The sequence below is a fragment of the Terriglobia bacterium genome, assembly GCA_035712365.1.
Classification (GTDB): domain Bacteria; phylum Acidobacteriota; class Terriglobia; order UBA7540; family UBA7540; genus SCRD01.
The window spans coordinates 243,960-264,776 of sequence record DASTAW010000008.1 but is presented as its reverse complement, the minus strand read 5'-3'; the positions used below and the strand labels follow the sequence as shown (position 1 = coordinate 264,776).

Sequence of the window (20,817 nt, the reverse complement as noted above, 5' to 3'; positions counted from 1 at the left end):
ACTTGAAGAGCCGATGGAATGACGCGGAAGCGGCGAAGTATGTGGCGGAGTACGGGACCGCCTGGGGCGAAGGCCTGGCCCTGCGGACCTACACCAGCAGGCTGATCGGGCAGGAGCAGGACGTGGTCTTGCACGGGGGCGGGAACACCTCGGTGAAGGGGAAGTGGCGGAACGCCTGGGGAGAGCCGATGGCGGCGGTCTTCGTCAAGGCGTCGGGATGCGATCTCGCGAAGATCACGCCGGAAGGCCATGCGCCGCTCGATCTCGACTACCTGCGGCGGCTCCGGACGCTGGCCAGCCTCTCGGACGAGCGGATGGCGAACGAATTTCGGACGCACCTGCTCGACTGCCGCGCTCCGAATCCCTCGATTGAAACGCTGGCGCACGCCTTTCTACCGGCGAAATACGTGGATCACACTCACGCGGACGCCATCCTGGCGTTGACGAACCAGACGGGGGGGACCGAACGGGTGCGGGAGGCGCTGGGCGAAAAAATAATTGTTCTGCCTTACGTGCGGCCAGGGTTTGATCTGGCGAAGGAAGCGATTAAGGTGCTGGAGGCATCGCCTGATGCAGTGGGCATGGTGTGGAGGCAGCATGGGCTGGTGACGTGGGGAGAGACGGCGCGGGAATCCTACGAAAGGACGATCGAGCTGGTGGATGCGGCGGAGCGCTATCTGGAGGAGAAGGCGAAGCGCCGGCTGACGGTGCAAGTCTCGACGCCCGCCGAAACCGCGGCAGCCCGCCTGGAGCGGGTGGCGCCCATCGTACGGGGGCTGCTGGCAGAAGCGTCAGGGGATGAGAACCGGCCATGGCGGCGGGTAATTTTGAACGCTCTGACGGAGCGCGAGGTGCTGGAGTTTGTGGATTCGGCGGAAGGGAAGCTGCTGGCGCTGACGCCGCCGCTGACTTCCGATCATTTGATCCGCACCAAGGGCCTGCCGCTCTGGATCGAGTCGCCCGATTACAACGATCTGGCGAAACTGCGGGGGCAGATAGCGAGCGCCCTCGAGGATTACGTGAAGGCCTACGATGGGTATTTCGAGCGGCACGCGGGCAAGCTGGCGCAAGGAGTGGAAAGGCGCGACCCGTATCCGCGAGTGGTGCTGATGCCGGGGCTGGGAGCCCTGTGCGCGGGGCGGAACGGCAGGGCCAGCCGGATTGCGCGGGACATCACGGCGCATACTCTCGAGGTGAAGAGGAAGATTGCGGCGATGGGCCAGTATGAGGGGCTGGGGGAAGAGCACCTGTTCGAAATGGAATACCACATGCTGCAAGAAGCCAAACTGAACGGCAATGGCGGGAAGCGCGCGCTGGAGCGGCAGGTGGCTGTGGTTACTGGGGCGGCGGGAGCAATCGGGTCGGCGATAGCTGAGAGGCTGCTCGAGGCCGGCTGCCAGGTGGCGCTGACGGACCTGGCCGGCGAGACTCTGGAGCGCCTCGGGGAAGAGTTGAAAGCGAAGTTCGAAGACCAGGCCATCAGCCTGCACATGGACGTGACGGAGCAGGAATCGGTGCGCCGCGCGATGGGAGCGGTGGTCCGGCAGTGGGGGGGAGTGGACCTGGTGGTGGTGAACGCGGGGCTGGCGCACGCGGCAAAGCTGGAGGAGATGGAACTGGAGGCGTTCCGGAGATTGGAGCGAGTGAACGTGGAAGGGACGCTGAACGTGCTGGCGGAGGCGGGGCGGCATTTCAAACTTCAGCAGACGGGCGGGGATGTGGTGATGGTTTCGACGAAGAACGTGTTTGCGCCGGGAGTGGGCTTTGGGGCGTACAGCGCGACCAAGGCGGCGGCGCACCAGTTGGCGCGGATCGCCAGCCTGGAGTTGGCCCTGCTGGGAGTGCGAGTCAACATGGTGGCGCCGGACGCGGTGTTCGCGCACGGCAGCAGAAGGTCAGGATTGTGGGCGACGGTGGGTCCGGAGCGGATGCGGGCGCGAGGGTTGGACGAACAGGGACTGGAGGAATACTATCGCCAGCGGAACCTGCTGAAGACGCGGGTAACGGCAGCAGACGTGGCTCGGGCGGTGATGTTCTTCGCCACCCGCCAGACCCCCACCACCGGCGCCACTCTGCCCGTGGATGGCGGCCTCCCCGACGCCACCCCAAGGTAAGCGGGCGCCGGTCCGGCCAATTTCCCTGTGATAAGATTTTGAAGATACTGAGGGCGTGTAGCTCAGCCGGATAGAGCATCGGATTTCTAATCCGAGGGTCGGGGGTTCGAGTCCCTCCACGCCTGCCATCTCCCGCCTTGGTGGACCGCTCGAACAACACGCGAAGTTCGCGAATGCGCCTGGAAACGCCTATCGAAGGAAGGTGAGCAACGCATCTTCAATGGCCTGTTTATCCGAAGAACTGAGCTTGTTTCCATCGATGGTCAGATAAAAAACGTCGATGGCCTTTCGCCCCTGCGTGTCAATCGCAGCCACCTCGATGTTGCAACGATGCCCGGCCAGAAGAGAACTGATCTGGTAGAGCAGTCCGGGGCGGTCCTGGGTCGTAAGCTCAAGGACGGTGCTGTGAGACGATGAGGTTTCATCGAACCGAATCGCGGTCGGCACTTTGGGACCGGCGGCAGAACGGGTCTCGCGATGAATACGGCCACCCATCAACTCATCAAGGCCCTTGCGGCCGGTCAGAGTGTCGTCGATGGTTTGCTGTAAGCGGTCTCGTTCGGCAGGGTTCAGGTCCAGCGTGTGAAACAGGTCAACAAAACGGAAAGTGTCCAGAACAATTCCCGCGCTGTTGGCAAAGGCTTCCGCCGACACGATGTTCATTCCCCAGGCCGTCAATACTCCTGCAAGGGAGGCAAAAAGCCTGGGGCGGTCCCGGGTCAGGACCATCAGTTCCCAGCAGTGGCCACGGTTTCTCAACAATGTCTGGACCGGGTTGCGGGAGATCCCTTGCGCCATAAGATAATGAGTCTCGATCTCCTCCGCTGAATGAATTCGAAGGTACCGCTTCGGCAGCCCTTCGAGAAATTTGCCGGCCCCTTCCGGCAATGCGCCGTTTCGTTCCAAAGAAGCCGCCCCGCGTTCGGCCAGAACGGCTTCCTCGCCGGAAACGATCCGGTCACTATCCAGGCTGCGGGCGAGCGCGTTCGATGTGGCGACGTAGAGCGTCCACAGCATCTCGGCCTTCCACGGAGTCATGGCCTCCGGGTTGACCGATTTGATGTCGGCATAGGTCAGAAGAGTAAGCATCTTGAGACGATTTTGGGACCCAACAACCTCCATCATGTGCCGGACCGTAGCAGGATCGAAAATGTCGCGGTGCTGGAACGAGACCGACATTTCCAGGTGCCAGCGGATGAGGAAGCGGATAGTCTGGCGCTCTTCAGGCCCTACTTGAATCCGTGTGAAAACCTGCTCGACGGCCTGCAGGCTTCCGTCGATATGGTTTTCGGCCGCCATCCCTTTGCCGACATCGTGGAATAACAGCGCAAACAGCAGCAGGTGCGGTCCTTCGAGTTCGGCCCGGATTTCTCCGAATTTCCGGTCCCATTCGCTTTCCGCGTTTCTCAGAGCGCAAATATTCTGGATGGTCAAAAGCGAGTGCTCGTCAACCGTGTAGCGATGGTAAAAATCCCTGATCACCAGCGCGTCGATCGCGCGGAGTTCAGGGAAAAACTCCTCGAGCCAGCCAGAACGGTGCATGGCCCGGAGCGCGTCGATGGCGTGGGGCAGGGAAAGAATGCGGCAGAATTGCGGCCAGAATTGGGGCTGGTTCTGTGCACTGCCCAGCCCGCCGGAAAGCGACTGCTGCACCCATAGCTCTGCTTCGCGACTCATTTCAAGCCCGTGCCTCGCGATGAACTCGAACAGGCGCATCAGGTAACCAAAATCGCGCGCCTCGGACGGCCATTTCAGCAAAATCTTTCCTCGCACCGCCGAGAAGTCGAGGTTTGAGACGCGCGACTTCCAGTCTCGATAGAGGTTGTAAAGGGCCAGGCGGCCCGGCTGGACTTCCTCCATGGTTTCGCCGGCCAGGCGCTTGATGGTCCTGGCATGGCGAAAATAGGAGCGCATCCAGTCGGCGGGCGCAACCTCCCGTCCGAAGCTGGTTCCAATGCCGCGGGCGGCAGCGGCATCCTGCAACTCGTAACTCAGCCGATTGTCGTCGCGGTCCTGGCGGTAATGGAGAAAGCAGCGAGTGGCGGCGAGGAATTGAAATGCCTGGCCGGCCGCCGTTGTATTCGGGAGCGGGCTGAGGTCGGCGGGCGATTTCCAATGCCCGCTGGATGCCAGTCGAGAGATGATGTTGAGCCAGCGGACAACGTGAAGGTCGCGAAAGCCTCCCGGCGCTTCCTTGATGTTCGGCTCCAGGTGGAAAATGGTGTCTCCGTACTTGTGATGACGCTCGCGGGTCAGGTCAATCAAATTGGCCAACAGGCTATCGCCATCCTTAACGAGAAGCCGCGGGACCCGGATGTCATGAAGTTCGGCGAACAGGCTTTCAGGTCCCGCCACATAGCGGAGGTCCAGCAGTGCAATATTGAATTCCAGGTTGTCCCTGTGGAGAACGCTGCAATCGTCCAGCGTCCTGCAAGTCTGAGAGGCCCGCAGCCGCAAGTCCCAAAGCGAGCGGACAAACAGGCCGATTGCTTCGCGGCACCGGGTCTGAGTGGCACTCCGGCTGGAAACGAACAGGAGATCAATATCGGAGTGAGGGAACAACTCCCGCCGCCCGTATCCGCCAAGCGCCACCACGCAAAGGTCGTCTCCGGTTTCGGTTAGTGAGGCGATGTGGGTTTTGTAGAGTTCACGGATGACCTGGTCGACGGCTTGTGCGCGCGCCCGCGCGGCGGACTGGCCATCGCCGGCGGCTTCAAACTCCGCCCTGATGCTTTGAAATTCAACCGAGCAGAATTCTTGCAGGGACGTTTTCAACGGGAGGGACCCCATGGCCACAGATTATAAGATGAGGGACAACACGGGCCAATCAAATCCGCTTATGGATTACATAAACGTTTCAGTCCATGACGATGATGTTCCGAGGGGCGCCCGAGGGCGGCGCAGCGAGCGGGCTGCTATTTGCGCGCGAGTTCGATCCGGTTGGGTCCTGCCTTCCTGGCCTGGGCCAGTGCGGCCTCTGCCGCGGATATGAGTTCATCGGCCTGATGGGTGCTCGAGCCAACCGCGATGCCCGTGCTGATCGTGACGGGGAAATCGCCTTTGAACGTCTTGAAGGCTTCCTCGCTGATCGTTGACTGGATCCTTTGGGCCTGGGTCATGGCTCCGGAACGGTCGCAATCCGGAGAGACAATGACAAACTGTCCCCCGCTGTAACGGCCCAGCGAGTCATAGACCCGGATGGAATTGCGTATTCTTCTGGCCGCCTCGCGCATCACGGCATCGCCGGCGAGGTGCCCGTGGTGATGATTGATTTGCCCGAGATCATCGATATCAATCATGAGGAGCGTCAAGGAGGAATTTTGCCGGCCGCCGCGATGGATTTCGCGGTGAAGGATCTCAAGGATCGATGAGCGGCTCCAAAGGCCGGTCAGGGTATCGCGGGTGGTCTCAACCTGGAGGGCCTCGCCGGCCTCGCGCAACTGGTCTTCCAATTCCAGGATGCGCTTGCCGGCGCGCAGGCGGGCCTTTAGTTCATGGGCGGCATAGGGCTTGGGAAGGTAATCGTCCGCAACGGATTCATAGCGCCCGTTTGCATCTTCGGTTGCCTGCTTGGCCGTCAGGAGAAGCACGTACACCGGGCGCCGGCTTTTGTCTTCGCGGATTTTCCGGCAGACTTCGACGCCGTCCATTTCAGGCATCATCCAGTCAAGGATGGCGATTCGCGGGCTGGCGGCGCCTTGTAAATGCCGCCACGCTTCCTGTCCGTCGGCGGCCACGGATACTTCGTATCCCCACTTGTTCAGGAGGATTTCGAGCAGGCGGCGATTGACGGGCTCGTCATCGGCGACCAGGACCTTCATCCAGCCACTCCGGTCTCAAACATTTCGATGGCGCTCAGCACTCGCCGGATTTCCTGCTCGACGGAACGGAAAGCCTCTTCGGCGCGCTCCAGCTCCTTCTGCCGCCCCATCACCTCGAGCTTCAAGGCGGCCTGGACGGCGGCATCAGCTCCAAAATTGCTCACAGACCCCTTCAGCGTGTGCGCTGCCCGTTCGATCGCCGGAGCATCCTTCATCTCCACGGCGCATCGCAGCCTGTCCAGCGCGGACGGCGCCTGGTTCGCAAACATCTTCAGCAGCTCGTGGAGCAACGCCGAATCACCGTCCGCGGCTGCAAGCCCGCGCTTCCAGTCAATGATCTCGAGGGGCGCTGGCGGGGGCTGGCGCTCCGTTGCAGCTTCTCCTGCTTGAGGCACAGCCTGCTCGATCACGGTGAGCAGTTCGCGGGCCTGGACTGGTTTGGCGATATATCCGTCCATGCCTGATTCCAGAAAGCGTGAGCGGTCACCCTTCATCGCATGGGCGGTCATGGCAATGACGGGCAGTCGGCGTGGCCTCCCTTTTTCCAGTTCACGAATGGCGGCCGTTGCCTCGATGCCGTCCATCTCCGGCATCTGGACGTCCATCAGGACGGCATCGAAGCTGTCGAGTCCGGATGCTTGAAGCGCCTCCACGGCTTTGCGTCCATTGGATGCAGAGGTGACGTGATGGCCGAATTTTCTAAGCAAGTGCTCTGCCAATTGGCGATTTACCAGGTCATCTTCAGCCAGCAGGATCCGTAACGTTCGTTTTTCCTGGCGCAGGGTATGCCCGGTGATCAGTTCCGCATCCCTGGCGCGGGTCCGGCCGGGCGAAAGGGCCAGCAGAATGGCCCGCAGCAGGTCCCGTTCCCTGACCGGCTTGTGGAGATAAGCTGCGATTCCAAGTTTGCGGCACCGGGCGGCATCACCCCGTCGCGCTGCGGAAGTCAGCATCATGATGGCGGCCCCGGAGAGCGCGGGGTCCTCCTTGATTCGTTCGGCGAGGGTAAACCCGTCCATATCGGGCATCAGGGCGTCAATCAGAATCAGGGGAAAGGGTTGGCCTGCCGCCATGGCCTGCCTCATGGTTTCGAGACCCGTCCATCCACCGTCCGCCACGGCGGGTTTCATTCCCCAATGGGACAACAGTTCCTCGAGCAAGCGCCGGTTGGTGGCATTGTCGTCCACCACCAGAGCTGGCAGTCCAAGCAGGTTGGAGCCTGCGGATGGCGCGGCGGTTTCCCCTTCCGAAGTTGCAGGGCTGCAGCGGACCGTAAAGTGGAAGCTGCTGCCTTTCCCTTCCGTGCTTTCCACCCAGAGCCGGCCTCCCATCAGTCCGGCAAGCTGGAAGGATATGGTAAGGCCCAGGCCGGTGCCGCCATATCGCCGCGTCGCGGAACTATCGGCCTGGGTAAAGGGAGCAAAAATCATCTCCTGCTTTTCGGGCGGTATGCCGATGCCGGTGTCGGTTACGGTGAAATGGAGCAAGAATTCGTTTTCGGTCTGTGGTTCTCTTGCGACGTGGAGAATCACCTCTCCAACGTCGGTGAACTTGATGGCATTGCCCACCAGGTTCACGACGATCTGCCGCAGGCGCGTGGGGTCGGCGTTCACGCGATAGGGTACGTCGCGTGCGACGTGCAGGGCCAGTTCCAGGCCCTTTTCGTGGGCGCGCAGCGAGAGCGTCCTCAACGTTTCCCCGAGGGAATCCCGCAACTCAAAGTCGATGGGGTTAACATCCAGGCGTCCGGCTTCAATCTTTGAGAAATCCAGGATGTCATTGATGACGGTCAGGAGCGCTTCTCCGGAGCTCTTCACCAGCGTCAGATATTCCCGCTGCTCTTCGTTCAGCCTGGTGTTCAGGGCAAGATCGGTCATGCCCAGCACGCCGTTCAAGGGAGTCCTGATTTCGTGGCTCATGTTGGCCAGAAATTCGCTCTTGGCGCGATTGGCCGCCTCGGCCGCCTCCTGGGCCTTGCGGCGCTCGAGTTCCACTCGCTTGCGTTCTGAAACGTCCCGGGCAATTCCCTGGATGCCGGCGGGTTTGCCGTTTTCGTAGATCAGACGGCTGCTGATCTCCAGCGGGATCCGGCGGCCGTTCCGCGCGGCTATTTCCATCGAGTAAGTCGTGGATGCCTTTTCCCGCAGGTTCTCTTTGAGCATCAGTCGAACAACGTCAAAATACTCTTCGGCGATGTACTGGGACACGTTGGCGCCAACAATCACCTGCCGGTTGTATCCCGTCACCCTTTCGGCTTCCCGGTTGATGGAAGTGAAGTTTCCTTCCAGGTCCGTGGTGTAGATGATGTCGTTGGCGTTCTCAAACAATTCCTCATACCGATTTTTGAGCGCGATCTCCCGGCGCGCCCATTCCTGCAGCAGGATGTTCTGGCGCCGGATGCGCTGCCGAAGAATTTCGGTCCACAGAAAGGAAAGCAGCGTCAGGACCGCCGCCCACACAAGGAGCCAGTTCCACTCGCGCGCTTCCCACTGGCTGATTTTGCTGACGTCGGGAAAGCCGCTCGCGAGGACCAGCCGGGAAAGGCCCCTGCGCGTTCCTTCCAGTTCGCTTGAGCGTTGCACGGCCCGTGCGCCGGCGGCGTGCTCCTGCACGTGAGGCCGGTGTGGCCCCGTGAAACCCGCCCGGCACAAAGGCGCGGCAGACAGGAACATGGCTGTCGTCGCCGCAACGGCCAGCAGCCGGCGGCGCGCCACGCGCTGTCGCGGGCGGGCAAATCTCTCGATGTGAGCCATGCAGACTTCCTTCCGGGTCCTTCTCACTCAAGCTGGGACTTCATGAGCTTCTCATAGCATCCGGGGCAGATCCCATGGCTGAACTCTGCTTCCGAGTGGTCGCTGATGTAGGTTTCCACCTGCTGCCAGTAGTCCCCGTCATTCCTGATCTTTTTGCAATACATGCAGATCGGCAAAAGTCCCCGCAATTGCTTCACCTGCTTCAGGGCCGCTTCCAGGTCCTGCACTCGCTCCGCAAGTTTGCTTTGCAGTTCCAGGACGCGAAGCCCCACTCGAATCCGCGCGCGCAATTCGGCCTGGTTGAAGGGCTTGACCACATAATCATTGGCTCCGGCTTCGAGCCCGCTGACGATATCGCCGTAATCATTCCGCGCCGTCAGCAGGATGAGATAAGGAGCAGTGATGGCCGGCGCCGCCCGGGCCCGCTGGCAAATCGTGGGTCCGTCCATGCCGGGCATCATCCAATCCAGGATGGCCATTCGAGGGGCCTCGGGCCGGGTCAGAATTTGCCAGGCCTCGGTGCCGTCTCGTGCCACCGCGACCTCGTGCCCCCATTTCTCAAGGGCTTTTTGCAGGACCCGCAGCGACAAGGGGTCATCATCCGCCACCAGAATGCGTGACGTCCCCTGTGCCGATTCTTCCTGATTGTCCACTTCGGCCATCATCGTTGCGCTCTGGCCCTGGCAGCGCTCAATTTCGCTGGACTTTCTGGAGCGCCTGGGACAGCTCTTCCAGCGTGAAGGGCTTTTCCATGAACTCCGGACTGCCGGCTTCCGACGCCTCACGCCTGATTCGCCCGGAACTGTATCCGGAGGAGAGAATGACCCGCACGCCGGGATTGATGTCCTTCAGCCGCGCATAGGTTTCCAGGCCACTCAGCCCAGGCATGATCAGGTCGAGCAGAACACAGTTGATGTCGCCGCTTTTCCGGGAATAAATTTCGCACGCGCTGCGGCCGCTTTCGGCGGTCAACACTTCGTATCCCAGCCGCGTCAGCCCTTTTTCCAGGAACTCGAGAATGCGCGGCTCATCATCCACCACCAGCACCCGGCCCCGGCCCGCAGCCGCCTGGCCGGGCCTCGAATCCATTGCCCGCCGGCGCCCGCCGAAAACCGCCGGAAAATAAAGGGAAAATTCGCTCCCTTGCCCCGGCTTGCTGAACACGGAAATGAACCCTTGCGCCTCCTTCACCATTTTTTCCACCATGGCCAGGCCCAGTCCGTGGCCGCTGCCCTCTCGCTTGGTGGTGAACAACGGGACAAAGATCTCTTTCACAAGCTCCCGCGGTATTCCTTCCCCGGTGTCGCGGACCGCGATGCGAACGTAATCGCCCGGCGCGCTCGATTCCGGCAGCCTTGCGTCACCGGGTTTGAGGGTTTGCAGGTCCGCTTCAATCAAGAGCGTGCCGCCCTGCTGCATGGCGTCGCGGGCGTTGAGACAGAGATTCAGGATTGCCTGTTGCAGGCGGCCTTGATTTCCTCTGATACGAGGCAGCCGGGGGCCCATTCGATGTTCGATCCGAATCTTCCGGTCGAAGGTGTGGGTAATGATGCTGAGGACGTTTCCGACAAGTTCGCGCGCCTCGACAGGCCCTTCGTCGTCCGGCTTTTCTTTCGACACATCGAGGAGGCTCCTGGCCAGGCCCGCGGCGCCTTTGGCCGATTCCTCGATAATCCTGAGGGGCTCGTGCAACGGGTCCCCTGGCGACAGGCGGAGTCGCGCCAGCGAGGCGAAACCCATGATCACTTCCAGTGCATTGTTGAAGTCGTGGGCGATGCCGCCGGCCAGCAGACCCAGCGTTCGCAGTCCTTCGGAGCGGTAGAGGTCAGCCCGAACGTCGTCCGCGCCTTCCGGTCCAGGGCCTTTTGAGTTGGCGCCGGCGCTCGAGCCTTTGCTGGACCTCTTGTAATGCGGCGTTCCCTCCCTCATGGCCAATCTTCTCCGCTGAAACCTGAAATCACCCGTCCCTGATCTGTTCCATCCATGCTTAGCGATTCGGCATCGGGCAAGACCTTCAATCTCAACGCCGCCAGAGATTTCCGATACTTAGCCTTTCGGCATAATTCGGAGAAACTTGAACCCAGGGTGGTCCGCTTCCTGGCGTCCGCGATAACGTTCTACAACGGCGAGTACAGCGCGCAGCACCTCGCGTAGCACCGGCACTCGCGTGGCACCGGCACTCCTGCCGGTGTTCTTGTCGCGTTCGGCACAGCCAGGAGTGGCTGTGCTACTGGGATCCCGCGTATGGTAAACAAATGTCCGGCGGGTCAGGTCACGCGCTGGCCTGCGGAGTCAAGACTCGCGCCGATCAACAGGACAATCTTCGGCGAGACTGTTATCCTGCAATTAAGGAGGAAACGATGGTTAATACGCTCTCTACGATGCTTCCATTGGGCACCGTGGCGCCGCCCTTCAGCCTTCCTGACACGGAAGGCAAGGCCGTGTCCCTGGAAGACTACAAAGACGCGCCTGCACTACTTGTTGTATTTCTGTGCAACCACTGCCCGTTTGTGAAGCACGTGCTTCCGCAATTCGTCGAACTTGCCCGCGAGTATCAAGGGCGCGAGGTTGGAATTGTCGGCATCAGCTCCAACGACGTCAGCGCCTATCCTGACGACTCGCCGGAGAAAATGGCCCAGTTGAGCAGCACGATGGACTTCCCGTTTCCGTATCTTTACGACGAGGCGCAGCAGGTCGCGAAGAGTTACGGCGCCGCCTGTACGCCGGATTTCTATCTCTTTGACCGGGACGGCAGGCTGGTCTACCGGGGCCAGATGGACGACAGCCGTCCGTCAAACGGCCGGCCAGTCACTGGGGCCGACCTGAGGGCCGCGATGGATGCCGTTCTCGGCGGACGGAAGGTTTCCGATAACCAGAAGCCGAGCATTGGTTGCAATATTAAATGGAAGCTGGGGAATGAGCCGGGATACTTCCGGCACTAGTGGAGTGCGCCTAACGGGACTTACGACGGGCTGCATATTTTAGGAGGTCGGGCCTTCTGGTCCGCCAGAAAACAGCAGGCCGCTAGAGCGGGCTTCAGAGACCGAAGTCGCCGTTACTTTCGCGAAAAATCATCGCGGCCGCGGGGTCGCGTCAAGGCCTCCCGGCCGTGGGATGCCGCAGATCAGATCTTGCAGCCGGAAGCGTTAGTGAGAATACGCGATCCATCCGGTCTCGAGGGTCCTGGTGTCCTGCAGTTCCACGGCGTTGCTCGAAATCGCAACCACAGTGAAAGTATTCTCGAACATGTCTCCCCTGGAAACCAGATAGACGCCGGAATGGTCCGAGATGACCGCCTGCGTTCCGGCGCCGTCCCTTTCAATCAAACCGATGAGCGCCAGCCTTGAAAAGTCGTTCGCCTGCGCGGCCGGTGGCGGACCGGCGCCCCCAGCCACCGCCTGCTGTGGAGGCGCGAAGGGGCGCTTCATTTCTTTGTGTTGGGCCGCCGGATCAAACTTGAAGGGATTGCGTGTCATGGCCGCAGGGTCGTGGCGCGGCTTGAGTTCAATTCGAATTCCGGGCTGTTGCGCGTAAACGTCAAAAATGGGATAGCCTTCGAGATCAGCCACCACCCGGACCGTGGAAGATTCACCAGGGCTTCTCTGACCGATTCGGACCCTTTTCAGCACTGGAGAATTCACCGGGTAAACTTCCTGGCCGCTGGCGTTGCGCGCATCTTGAAGGTCAATCACCAGGCGGAACGGATGGGCAAGCTGGGAAACGCGATAGGGGACCGGGCGCGAGCTTGCGATGTCAATGGTCGTTTCTCCCTGGCTTTCCGGCTGGATTGAAATCCCGGAGACCACGGCAGGACCCGCAGGCGCATTGCGGCGGGGAACCGTCAGGTGCGGGTCGGCCACCGGAACCAGCCGGTCGTGCGGCGGCAGTACAGGAGCCGTAAGGCTGGCTGAGAGGTCCTTGAAGCGGTGGACCTGGAAAACCTTGTCGGGCAAGGAACCCTGGTGCGCGGTTTTCTGGCCAGGTTCCACGGTGCTGCCGGGAGATGGCGCTTCAACCTTCTCCCGGCTGCGAGCTTGTCGCTGCGCTTCGGTCCGGGGCCTGAGCTCGATCCGGAGCCCGGATCCCAGCGCTTTGACGCTAAAAGAGGGATTGCCTTTCAGGTCGGCAACCACTCGAAAGATCGCCGGACCGCTTTTCCATTGGCCCGTCCGCACCCGCTCGAGCAACTGTGATTGGGCAGGGTATTCGCTCCTCAGGTTCGCTTCGCGGGCGCCCTCGAGGTCCACCACCAGCCGCTCAGGGTCCGAGAGCCGCGTCGCGTTGTAGGGGACGAGGCGCGTAACGGCAATGTCAATGAGGACGGCGCCGCCCGGCCCATCATGGATGGATATTCCGGTAACCAGCGGCTGTGCCGCCTCGCCGGGCGCCACGGCCCCATGCGTGGGCTGCATCAGCCCCAGCACCGCCATCAGCAACGTCAGCAGAGTTGTGGCTTTGGGCGAGCTTATGAACATGCGCATCTCATCGCCAGACAGTACCTCACGGCCATCTGAAAGCGAAGCCCGGGTTCTCGGATGTACGGAGCTAGCCCCCAATATAGCTGGCGAATATCGGGGTGTCAAGCGCGAGGGCCGTGGCATGGCCATCTGGCCATGCAAGCACGGGCGGGACGCCCGCTCCACGAATGCCACCGGCCCATGCAAAAATGGGCTTGACAAATCTGGCCTAGTGTGATAGCCTTAACGCATTGGCTTTTTCGCGTTCTTTGCCAGCGGTTTTAGAACGCCACGGCTGCTCGATGGCAAGGATATAGAACGCGGAGCTCCAGGGCGCCGGTGCCGTCCGCGAGGCATTTTGGAGCAGGACTCCGGCTAGTTTCCTGGCTTTCTGGGACAAATGGGACAAAAAAACACGTTTTTTGAAAAACAAACCGGAGAGGTTGTTGAAAACAAAGGAAAATTGCCAAAAAACGAACCGGAAACGAACCTAAAACGAAGCGGAGAAGTTGTTGAAAACACGTTCCTGTGGAAAAAACGAACCGGAACGAACCTAAAAACGAACCTGGCCATGTTGTTGAAAACACGTAAGAGCTAAAAATCTGGGGAGTTGAAGCCCCTGCCGGGCGGAACGGCTAGCTAACTTGCCTTTCGGCATCTTCGGAGAAAACCTGATGAGAATCCGGATAGCGTGCCTGTCCGGCGCGATTCTTGCCGTGGCTGCCACCCATGCGCAGGCCCAAACCCGCCAACAGCCGACACCCGGTCACAATATCCAGCTCAAAGAGAACGGCGATATCAGCGACGCTGCAGCGGTCAATCGCGCGATCAGCGTGATGGTGAAAGACGTGGCTTCCTGCAGCCCCGCCTTGGCAAAGGACCCTGCGACGTGCGCGTGCAGTTTCAGGGATGATTTGAAGAAGCTCAGGACAGCTTATGATGCTGCGGTGGCCAAACACGCCGCCTGGAATGCGGAAGGCACCGTCGTCTCATACGAAGGACCCGTGAGCGGCAGGTCAGTCACGATCAGTCTTCCCGCTGTGAAGCGTCAGCTCGAAGCCTGCGCCAAACGCTGACGGGATGCGGGTGGAAGTGATTGACACGGAGCGAGTGGCGCAGCGCCGAAATCGCGGTCTGTCAGGCGGGACTTTCCTCGAGGTCGAGCATCGTTCTCCAGACCGCAATCCAGGAGTTGCCCTTCTTTTGAAACACCCAAAGGTCGCGTCCGGTGGAACGGAATTGAGTGCCTTCGCGCTCGTAGAGCATCTCAAACCGGAACGCAACCACTGCCGTACTGCCGGCGACATCCGCTTGAAGGTCCTGTTCATTGAATTCGTGGATTTTCGAGCTCTGGAGGAATTCACGGAACCCGGCCAGAAATTCCTGCTTTCCCGCAACGCGTCCGCTCCATCCAGGGAGGACGATGACGATGTCGGCGTGCAACGCAGACGCAAGGTCTTCGATGCGGCCGCTAAGCCACGCATCATTGATCTGACGCATGGCCATCTCCGCAGAGTTGCGTTGGGATCGCTCGTTCATCGGCTGCTCCTTTTCATCGGGTACAAACACAATTATGAATTCTGAATTATGAAGTATCAAGATGCCAGTGGTGAGTGAGGAGCGAGTAGCGCCGACCGCCGGAATTGCGGTCTGCGGCTCTTTGTTAGACATGAGGCATGCTAGGCGTCGATGATGACGAAGCAACGCAGGAGCCAGGGAATTGAGGTACAATCCTACGCGGTAAACGCCGTCAACCGAAGAACCGCGGACCGTAAAACCGACGGTCCGCGCTACGCGCTGCCCCAGGCGCGGAGGGGCTTGAAACGGAAATCATTACGGCAGACACTTGCTTGACAAGCAGGGTAGCGTCCCATATGATGCAAAGGAGAGGTAGGTCTTGTTCAGCGGCGGTTTCACTGAAGTCGGGTTCATTTTATTCATTGCCTTTCTTCTCTTCGGACCGAAGAAGCTGCCGGAGATTGCCCGCATCCTCGGCAAGGGAATGGGAGAGTTGCGCCGCGCTTCAAACGAGTTGAAGAACTCGCTGGAAGAGGAAATCCGAAATCTCGACCGAAAGGAAGAGGACACCAGCTACTCGAGTTACTCAAGCTACTCCCAGAATGAGACGCATCACTATAGCGAACTAGAAGAGGAAGGCATCGAACACCCGGAAGAGACGCACGCGTTGAGCGCTCATTCTGAAGAGGCGGCAGTGAGCACTCAGTCCGAAAGCAGTCTGGAGCCGGCTCCTGAGTATGGCTACGACTATTCAGAACCCTCCCAGCACGAACCCGAACCCCGGCCCCGAGGATGACGAGTTCAGCGGCAAGCAGATGTCGTTCCTCGAGCACCTCGAGGAGCTTCGGCAAAGGCTGGTCCGCAGCGCCATCTCCGTTTTCGTCGGCTTCATCATTTGCTTCTATTTTTCAGACACGATTTACGGTCTGCTCGCCAAGCCCTTGACAGACACCCTGCAAAATCTGCACATGGCAGACAAGCTGGTCTATACCAACCCCGTCGATCCCTTCAATCTGTATATCAAGCTGTCGATTGTGGGCGGCATTTTTCTGGCAGCGCCTTACATTCTGTTCCAGTTGTGGCTGTTTATCTCCCCCGGTCTCTACCGGCATGAGAAGAAGTACGTCTGGCCGTTTGTGGGGCTGACCAGCAGTCTGTTTTTTGCGGGCGGTTTTTTTGCCTACCGGTTCGCTTTCCCGGCGGCCCTCAAGTTCCTGCTGGAATTCGGGCATCGCTTCACGCCCATGATTACCATCCATGAGTACTGGAGCCTGGCGCTGACCATCATTCTGGGCGTCGGCGTCGTTTTTGAGTTGCCGGTGGTCATTCTGCTTCTTTCGATTTTTGGCATTGTCACTCCAAAATTCCTGGTGAAAAACATCCGCTATGCGGTGATCATTACGGCGGTTGCAGCGGCGGCGCTGGCCCCCACGCCGGACTGGACCACCCTGTTCATGTTCTGGATGCCGCTGGTTGGCCTCTACGTCATCAGCATCGGTCTCTCATGGCTTGTCTATTACCGGAAAAACTGGAAGCGGCGGCATGAGCAGGCCTAGCGCACGCAGCCTTCAGGGACTGCTGCTGCTTTTAAGTCTCGTCTTCCTGTCCAACTGCCGGCAGGCCAGGGCGGCGGATCCTTATGCGTTTAACGGAGGCCGCGCGTTCACGGACCTCCAACATCTGGTGGGATTCGGCCCGCGCCCCGCCGGCTCCAAAGCTTTGGAGGCTTCCCGCGCGTGGATCATCGGGCAGCTTCAACAGGCAGGCTGCAAGGTGACCCAGGACCGATTTGTTGGCGCCACTCCTGCGGGGAATGTTCCCATGGTGAATCTGGTCGCCGAGATTCCCGGCAAGGAACCAAGACGCATCATCATGATTGCCGGCCACTACGATACCAAGCTTGAACAGGCTTTCCGATTTGTGGGAGCCAATGATGGCGGATCGAGTGCTGCCTTTCTGCTTGAGATGGCCCGCGAACTGGCGCAGTCGCCGCACAAATTGACCTACTGGATCGTGTTTTTCGATGGCGAGGAAGCCGTCCGGGACTGGACCGAGACCGACAGCCTGTATGGCAGTCGGCACTTTGTCCAGAAACTGACAGCGGATGGCGAACTCAGCCGCATCCAAGCCATGATTCTCGTGGACATGATTGCCGATGCGCACCTTGACATTCGCTGGGACCAGAATTCCACCGGCTGGTTGAATAAACTTGTTTTTGAACAGGCGGACAAGCTCGGCTACTCGAGCTACTTTCTTCGCCAACCCCTCGCCATGGATGACGATCACATCCCGTTTGTGCAGGCGGGCGTTTCGGCCGTGGATTTGATCGACTTTACGTATGGGCCGGACGGCAGCAGCCCCGGCCGATATTGGCACTCGGCGCAGGACACGGTCGAGCACTGCAGCCCTTCCAGCCTGACCATTGTCGGGCGCGTGGTGAAGGCGGCGCTCAGCCAGCTTGAAAATTCTGCGCGCGCGCAATGATCCGAGGCATCGGCGAACAACTATTTGTGAGAAGCTGCCGACTTTCCGCCGAAACCGGCCGGCAGATTCTGCGCAAAAGAAACCGGGGAATCCTTCCGAACGAAAGAATGCCGGGGAGGTGTTGAATCGTCCTTGAACGGCATGTCCGTGCGATAGTGGGCGCCGCGGCTTTCTCTTCGGGCCAGGGCTGAAGAGGCAATCAGTCGCGAAACGGTCAGCATGTTCCGGGCTTCGTGGGAAGAGCGGTCAAGCGGCAGCGGTTCTGGAATCGAGAGCTCTCCAAGTTCGAGCACAGCCGTACTCAGCGCCGAATGCTCGCGGATGATCCCAACCTTGCTCCACAGGATGCTGCGAAGCTGCAACACGGCTGGCGAGACATCGGCAGGTGGCGTTGATGGGTTTGTCTCTCGATGCGGACGGGTCCTGGGCTCATCAGTCTTCGGCCGTGCAGAACCAGCGCCGGAACGCGAATGGCAGGAACGACGGCGGGCGCTTGCGCCGGCGCGCGCTCCGAAGACAAGCCCTTCCAGCAGGGAATTGCTGGCAAGGCGGTTGGCGCCATGCACTCCTGTGGCGGCCACCTCGCCGGCCGCGTAGAGACCATCGAGCGAGGTGTTGCCGTCGAGGTCGCTGGCAACCCCGCCCATGGCATAATGGGCGGCAGGACGAACCGGCAGCAGATCAGTCGTAATATCCAGGCCGTATTGCAGGCAGGTGGCGTCAATTCTGGGAAACCGGCCCTTGACGTGGTCTGGCTTCAGTCCGGTCAGGTCAAGATAGACGAACTCGGCGCCGGTCTTCCGCATCTCCATGACAATGGCGCGGGAGACGATGTCCCGGGGCGCAAGCTCGGCGGCATCGTGATAATGGGGCATAAAGCGGTGCAAATCGACATTTCGCAGGACGGCGCCCTCGCCTCGCAGCGCCTCCGACAGCAGAAAACGCGGGGCGCCCTTGGCATAGAGGGCAGTGGGATGAAACTGGATGAATTCCAGATCGCTCAACAGTGCGCCCGAGCGATAGGCAATGGCAACGCCGTCGCCGCACGCCACCTCGGGATTGGTGGTCTCCTTATACACCTGTCCCATGCCGCCGGTTGCAAGCAGAACTCCGCCGGCCTCGATCATCCGCAGGCGAGAGGACCTCGAGTCAATGTAGTTGACCCCGGCGACCTTCGCTCCATCCAGCAGCAGGTCGGTAACAAAGGTGTGGGGGCGGATTTCAATGCTGGGCAAGGTCTTCACTTTGGCCATAAGCGCCCGCAGGATCTGGGCTCCGGTCGAGTCTCCGTGGGCGTGCAGAACACGCGAGCGGCTGTGCGCGCCTTCGCGGGTGAATGCCAGCCTGGTGCCTTCGCGGTCAAATTCCATGCCCCAATCAATCAGCTTTCTGATTTCATGCGGACCCTGCTCAACCAGAATCTTCACAGCTTCTTCACGGCACAGGCCATCGCCGGCCTGCAAGGTATCCTGAAGATGGAGGTGTACTTCGTCGTCTTCGGCAAGCGCCGCCGCAATGCCACCCTGTGCATGCTCGGTGCTCGATTCGTAGATTGCACCCTTGGTCAGGACCAGCACGCGAGCGGAATCGGCCAGCTCGATTGCGGCGCGCAGCCCGGCGATGCCCGCGCCAAGAATCAGAAAATCGACGCGCTCGTTTTTCTCACTCATAGGACCAACACCATCATACGCGGCGTGGAGCCACGCCCGCAACTCCAGCCGCCACTCGATTCGCGGCCGGGAGTTTGCCGGGATTCAAGCGGTATGCTATGTGTTTTCATAGGCGCCGAGGAGAGGAGCGATCAGGAACCAGATGAGACGACTTCGAGTGAAATCCCGCGAATTTGACTACGAGGTTGTGGCCGGGCGTGGCGCCTGGAGCGCGTTTCAGCGCTTTCCGCACCGGGCCTATTCTTCCACCTTTGTGCTGACGGAACGTTCACTCTGGAAGCGCTGGGGACCGGGTTTTCTGAAGACCAGCAGGCTGATTGCTCCCCATGAAATCTTTGTTCCTTCGGGCGAAAACTCAAAAAGCATCCGAATGGCGGAGCGGGTGGCTGCAACGCTGTTGAAGAAAGGCGCGGACAGAAGCTCTCTGCTGATTGCCTTTGGCGGCGGCGTGGTGGGAGATCTTGGCGGGTTTGTCGCTTCCACCTACATGCGCGGAATTGATTACATCCAGGCGCCAACCACCGTGGTGGCGCAGGTTGACAGCGCCATTGGCGGCAAGACCGCCGTTAACGTCGGCCAGATGAAAAACCTGATCGGAACGTTTGCGCCGCCGCGCCTGGTGCTGGCAGACCCCGTGGTGCTGAAATCCTTGCCGCCCAGGGCGTACCTCTCCGGTTTCTACGAGGTTGCGAAACATGCCGTGCTTTCCGGCCCTGCATTGTTTTCACTGATGGAAAAAGCAGCGGGCCGGCTGCGCCCGGGAGTGGACGGAACGTTGGATCGGCTGCTCGTGCGCGCGGCACAGGTAAAGGTGGACATCGTCAACCGCGATGAGCGGGAAGCCGGCCTGCGCCGGCTCTTGAACCTTGGCCATACCTTTGGACACGCGCTCGAAGAGGCCACGGGCTATCGGCGGTTTCTGCACGGCGAGGCCGTGGGCTGGGGTCTTCTGTGCGCGGCACGCCTGGGAGTGCTTTTGAACATGCTGGACTTGAGAGAAGCGGAACGGATCTCGGAATTGGTGCGGAGGATCGGCCCTCTGCCTCCCATCCGCGACCTGGCCCCGACGAAAATCAGAAAGCTGTTCCCGCGTGACAAGAAGGCCGTCGCAGGCCAGATCCATTGGGTGGTGCCGGAAAGGATCGGCAAAGTAAGCACCGTCAGTGATATTCCCATCGAAGCGGCTGTTGAAGCCCTCAGAAGCGTGCAAATGTCGGAGACCCATGGTTAAGACAAAGCCACTGCCGGTTGAAGGCACAACCCTGGGCACGGCTGCCGATGAGCGGGCCACAGCCTCTGCGGTGCGGAATATGTTTGCGGCCGTAGCTCCCCGATACGACCTGCTCAACCACCTGCTCTCAGTGGGCTTTGACATCCGGTGGCGGCGCGCGACCGTGAAGGCGCTCAAGCCCGTGCTGACTCAACCCTCTTCGGTCGTGGCCGATATTTGCTGTGGCACCGGAGACCTGGCCCTCGCTCTCAGGCGGGCATCAGCGGGCACGGTGATGGGGACCGATTTCTGCCACCCGATGTTGCAGCGAGCGCGGGAAAAGTCGGCAAGGCGCGCAGGAAATACACTCTTTTTCGAGGCCGACGCGCTTCGGCTGCCCTTCCGTGATGAATCGCTCGACGCTCTGACCATCGCCTTCGGCTTTCGCAATCTGGCGAATTACAGGCGTGGTGTTCAGGAGATGCGCCGCGTGTTGCGACAGGGCGGGATGTTGGCCATCCTTGAGTTTTCCCATGTTAAATGGCCAGTTTTTGGCCCGCTCTTTCGGACCTATTTTCGCCGCGTGCTCCCGCGGCTGGGGCAGTTGATTTCAGGGGTTGAGGGCCCGTACCAGTATCTTCCCAATTCCGTGTCGCGTTTTCCGGACCAGGAGGCGCTTGCCAACTTGCTTCGTGCGGAGGGATTCAGCGGAGTGCGCTACCGGAATTTCACAGGCGGCGCAGCCGCACTGCATCTGGGCAAGAGGGCACGGAGAAATGTGCGTTGAAGG

General features: G+C 60.4%; 16 protein-coding genes and 1 tRNA gene. 9 read left to right on the top strand and 8 right to left on the bottom strand.

What is annotated here, in order from left to right; all coding sequences use genetic code 11:
• Positions 1-2: 2 nt before the first annotated feature.
• Together VFQ24_03090 and VFQ24_03085 are read left to right on the top strand one after the other, a co-directional pair.
• Positions 3-2,114: a bifunctional aldolase/short-chain dehydrogenase gene (locus VFQ24_03090; protein HET9177321.1), complete on the top strand. Its 2,112-nt coding sequence runs from the start codon at positions 3-5 to the stop codon at positions 2,112-2,114.
• A gap of 51 nt (positions 2,115-2,165) precedes the next feature.
• Positions 2,166-2,242: transfer RNA gene (locus VFQ24_03085), tRNA-Arg, on the top strand.
• 61 nt (positions 2,243-2,303) lie between these two features.
• Here VFQ24_03085 and glnD read toward each other — a convergent pair.
• The 5 genes from glnD to VFQ24_03060 all read right to left on the bottom strand — a co-directional run bounded on the left by glnD (position 2,304) and on the right by VFQ24_03060 (position 10,617).
• Positions 2,304-4,889 (bottom strand): [protein-PII] uridylyltransferase, encoded by a 2,586-nt coding sequence (gene glnD, locus VFQ24_03080; GenBank protein HET9177320.1) that lies wholly within the window; start codon positions 4,887-4,889, stop codon positions 2,304-2,306.
• A gap of 140 nt (positions 4,890-5,029) precedes the next feature.
• Positions 5,030-5,935, bottom strand: coding sequence for a diguanylate cyclase (locus tag VFQ24_03075; GenBank protein ID HET9177319.1), 906 nt, complete (start codon positions 5,933-5,935; stop codon positions 5,030-5,032).
• Positions 5,932-8,688, bottom strand: coding sequence for a response regulator (locus tag VFQ24_03070; GenBank protein HET9177318.1), 2,757 nt, complete (start codon positions 8,686-8,688; stop codon positions 5,932-5,934). The genes VFQ24_03075 and VFQ24_03070 overlap by 4 nt, the downstream gene beginning before the upstream one ends.
• Before the next feature lie 23 nt (positions 8,689-8,711).
• Positions 8,712-9,353, bottom strand: coding sequence for a response regulator transcription factor (locus VFQ24_03065; protein HET9177317.1), 642 nt, complete (start codon positions 9,351-9,353; stop codon positions 8,712-8,714).
• Positions 9,354-9,378: 25 nt separating this feature from the next.
• The gene (locus tag VFQ24_03060) at positions 9,379-10,617 is read right to left on the bottom strand and encodes an ATP-binding protein (protein ID HET9177316.1); all 1,239 of its coding nucleotides are present in this window, start codon (positions 10,615-10,617) and stop codon (positions 9,379-9,381) included.
• Positions 10,618-11,048: 431 nt separating this feature from the next.
• Here VFQ24_03060 and VFQ24_03055 point away from each other — a divergent pair, with 431 nt between their 5' ends.
• The gene (locus VFQ24_03055) at positions 11,049-11,630 is read left to right on the top strand and encodes a thioredoxin family protein (GenBank protein ID HET9177315.1); all 582 of its coding nucleotides are present in this window, start codon (positions 11,049-11,051) and stop codon (positions 11,628-11,630) included.
• Between the two features lie 204 nt (positions 11,631-11,834).
• On the opposite strand, the gene VFQ24_03050 is transcribed toward VFQ24_03055, so the two are convergent.
• Positions 11,835-13,163, bottom strand: a complete 1,329-nt coding sequence (locus VFQ24_03050; GenBank protein HET9177314.1) for an AMIN domain-containing protein — start codon at positions 13,161-13,163, stop codon at positions 11,835-11,837.
• 656 nt (positions 13,164-13,819) lie between these two features.
• On the opposite strand from VFQ24_03050, the gene VFQ24_03045 reads away from it, so the two are divergent.
• On the top strand, positions 13,820-14,221 hold the full coding sequence (locus VFQ24_03045; GenBank protein HET9177313.1) for a hypothetical protein: 402 nt from the start codon (positions 13,820-13,822) through the stop codon (positions 14,219-14,221).
• Between the two features lie 61 nt (positions 14,222-14,282).
• On the opposite strand, the gene VFQ24_03040 is transcribed toward VFQ24_03045, so the two are convergent.
• The gene (locus VFQ24_03040; protein ID HET9177312.1) at positions 14,283-14,684 is read right to left on the bottom strand and encodes a nuclear transport factor 2 family protein; all 402 of its coding nucleotides are present in this window, start codon (positions 14,682-14,684) and stop codon (positions 14,283-14,285) included.
• Positions 14,685-15,042: 358 nt separating this feature from the next.
• Here VFQ24_03040 and VFQ24_03035 point away from each other — a divergent pair, with 358 nt between their 5' ends.
• Genes VFQ24_03035 through VFQ24_03025 form a run of 3 tightly spaced genes read left to right on the top strand, consistent with a single transcriptional unit; the run spans position 15,043 to position 17,147 of the window.
• Positions 15,043-15,459 carry a twin-arginine translocase TatA/TatE family subunit gene (locus tag VFQ24_03035; GenBank protein ID HET9177311.1) on the top strand — a complete coding sequence of 139 codons (417 nt, stop codon included), beginning with the start codon at positions 15,043-15,045 and terminating at the stop codon, positions 15,457-15,459.
• On the top strand, positions 15,401-16,219 hold the full coding sequence (tatC, locus tag VFQ24_03030; GenBank protein HET9177310.1) for a twin-arginine translocase subunit TatC: 819 nt from the start codon (positions 15,401-15,403) through the stop codon (positions 16,217-16,219). The genes VFQ24_03035 and tatC overlap by 59 nt, the downstream gene beginning before the upstream one ends.
• Entirely contained in the window at positions 16,206-17,147 is a 942-nt protein-coding gene (locus VFQ24_03025) for a M28 family peptidase (protein ID HET9177309.1), read from the top strand. Before tatC ends, VFQ24_03025 begins: the two co-directional genes overlap by 14 nt.
• Before the next feature lie 20 nt (positions 17,148-17,167).
• Here VFQ24_03025 and nadB read toward each other — a convergent pair whose 3' ends face one another.
• Positions 17,168-18,817 carry an L-aspartate oxidase gene (gene nadB / locus VFQ24_03020; protein HET9177308.1) on the bottom strand — a complete coding sequence of 550 codons (1,650 nt, stop codon included), beginning with the start codon at positions 18,815-18,817 and terminating at the stop codon, positions 17,168-17,170.
• A 142-nt stretch (positions 18,818-18,959) separates the two neighbouring features.
• Here nadB and aroB point away from each other — a divergent pair, with 142 nt between their 5' ends.
• Together aroB and ubiE are read left to right on the top strand one after the other, a co-directional pair.
• The gene (gene aroB / locus VFQ24_03015) at positions 18,960-20,048 is read left to right on the top strand and encodes a 3-dehydroquinate synthase (protein HET9177307.1); all 1,089 of its coding nucleotides are present in this window, start codon (positions 18,960-18,962) and stop codon (positions 20,046-20,048) included.
• Positions 20,041-20,814 carry a bifunctional demethylmenaquinone methyltransferase/2-methoxy-6-polyprenyl-1,4-benzoquinol methylase UbiE gene (gene ubiE / locus VFQ24_03010; GenBank protein ID HET9177306.1) on the top strand — a complete coding sequence of 258 codons (774 nt, stop codon included), beginning with the start codon at positions 20,041-20,043 and terminating at the stop codon, positions 20,812-20,814. The genes aroB and ubiE overlap by 8 nt, the downstream gene beginning before the upstream one ends.
• Positions 20,815-20,817: the final 3 nt, after the last annotated feature.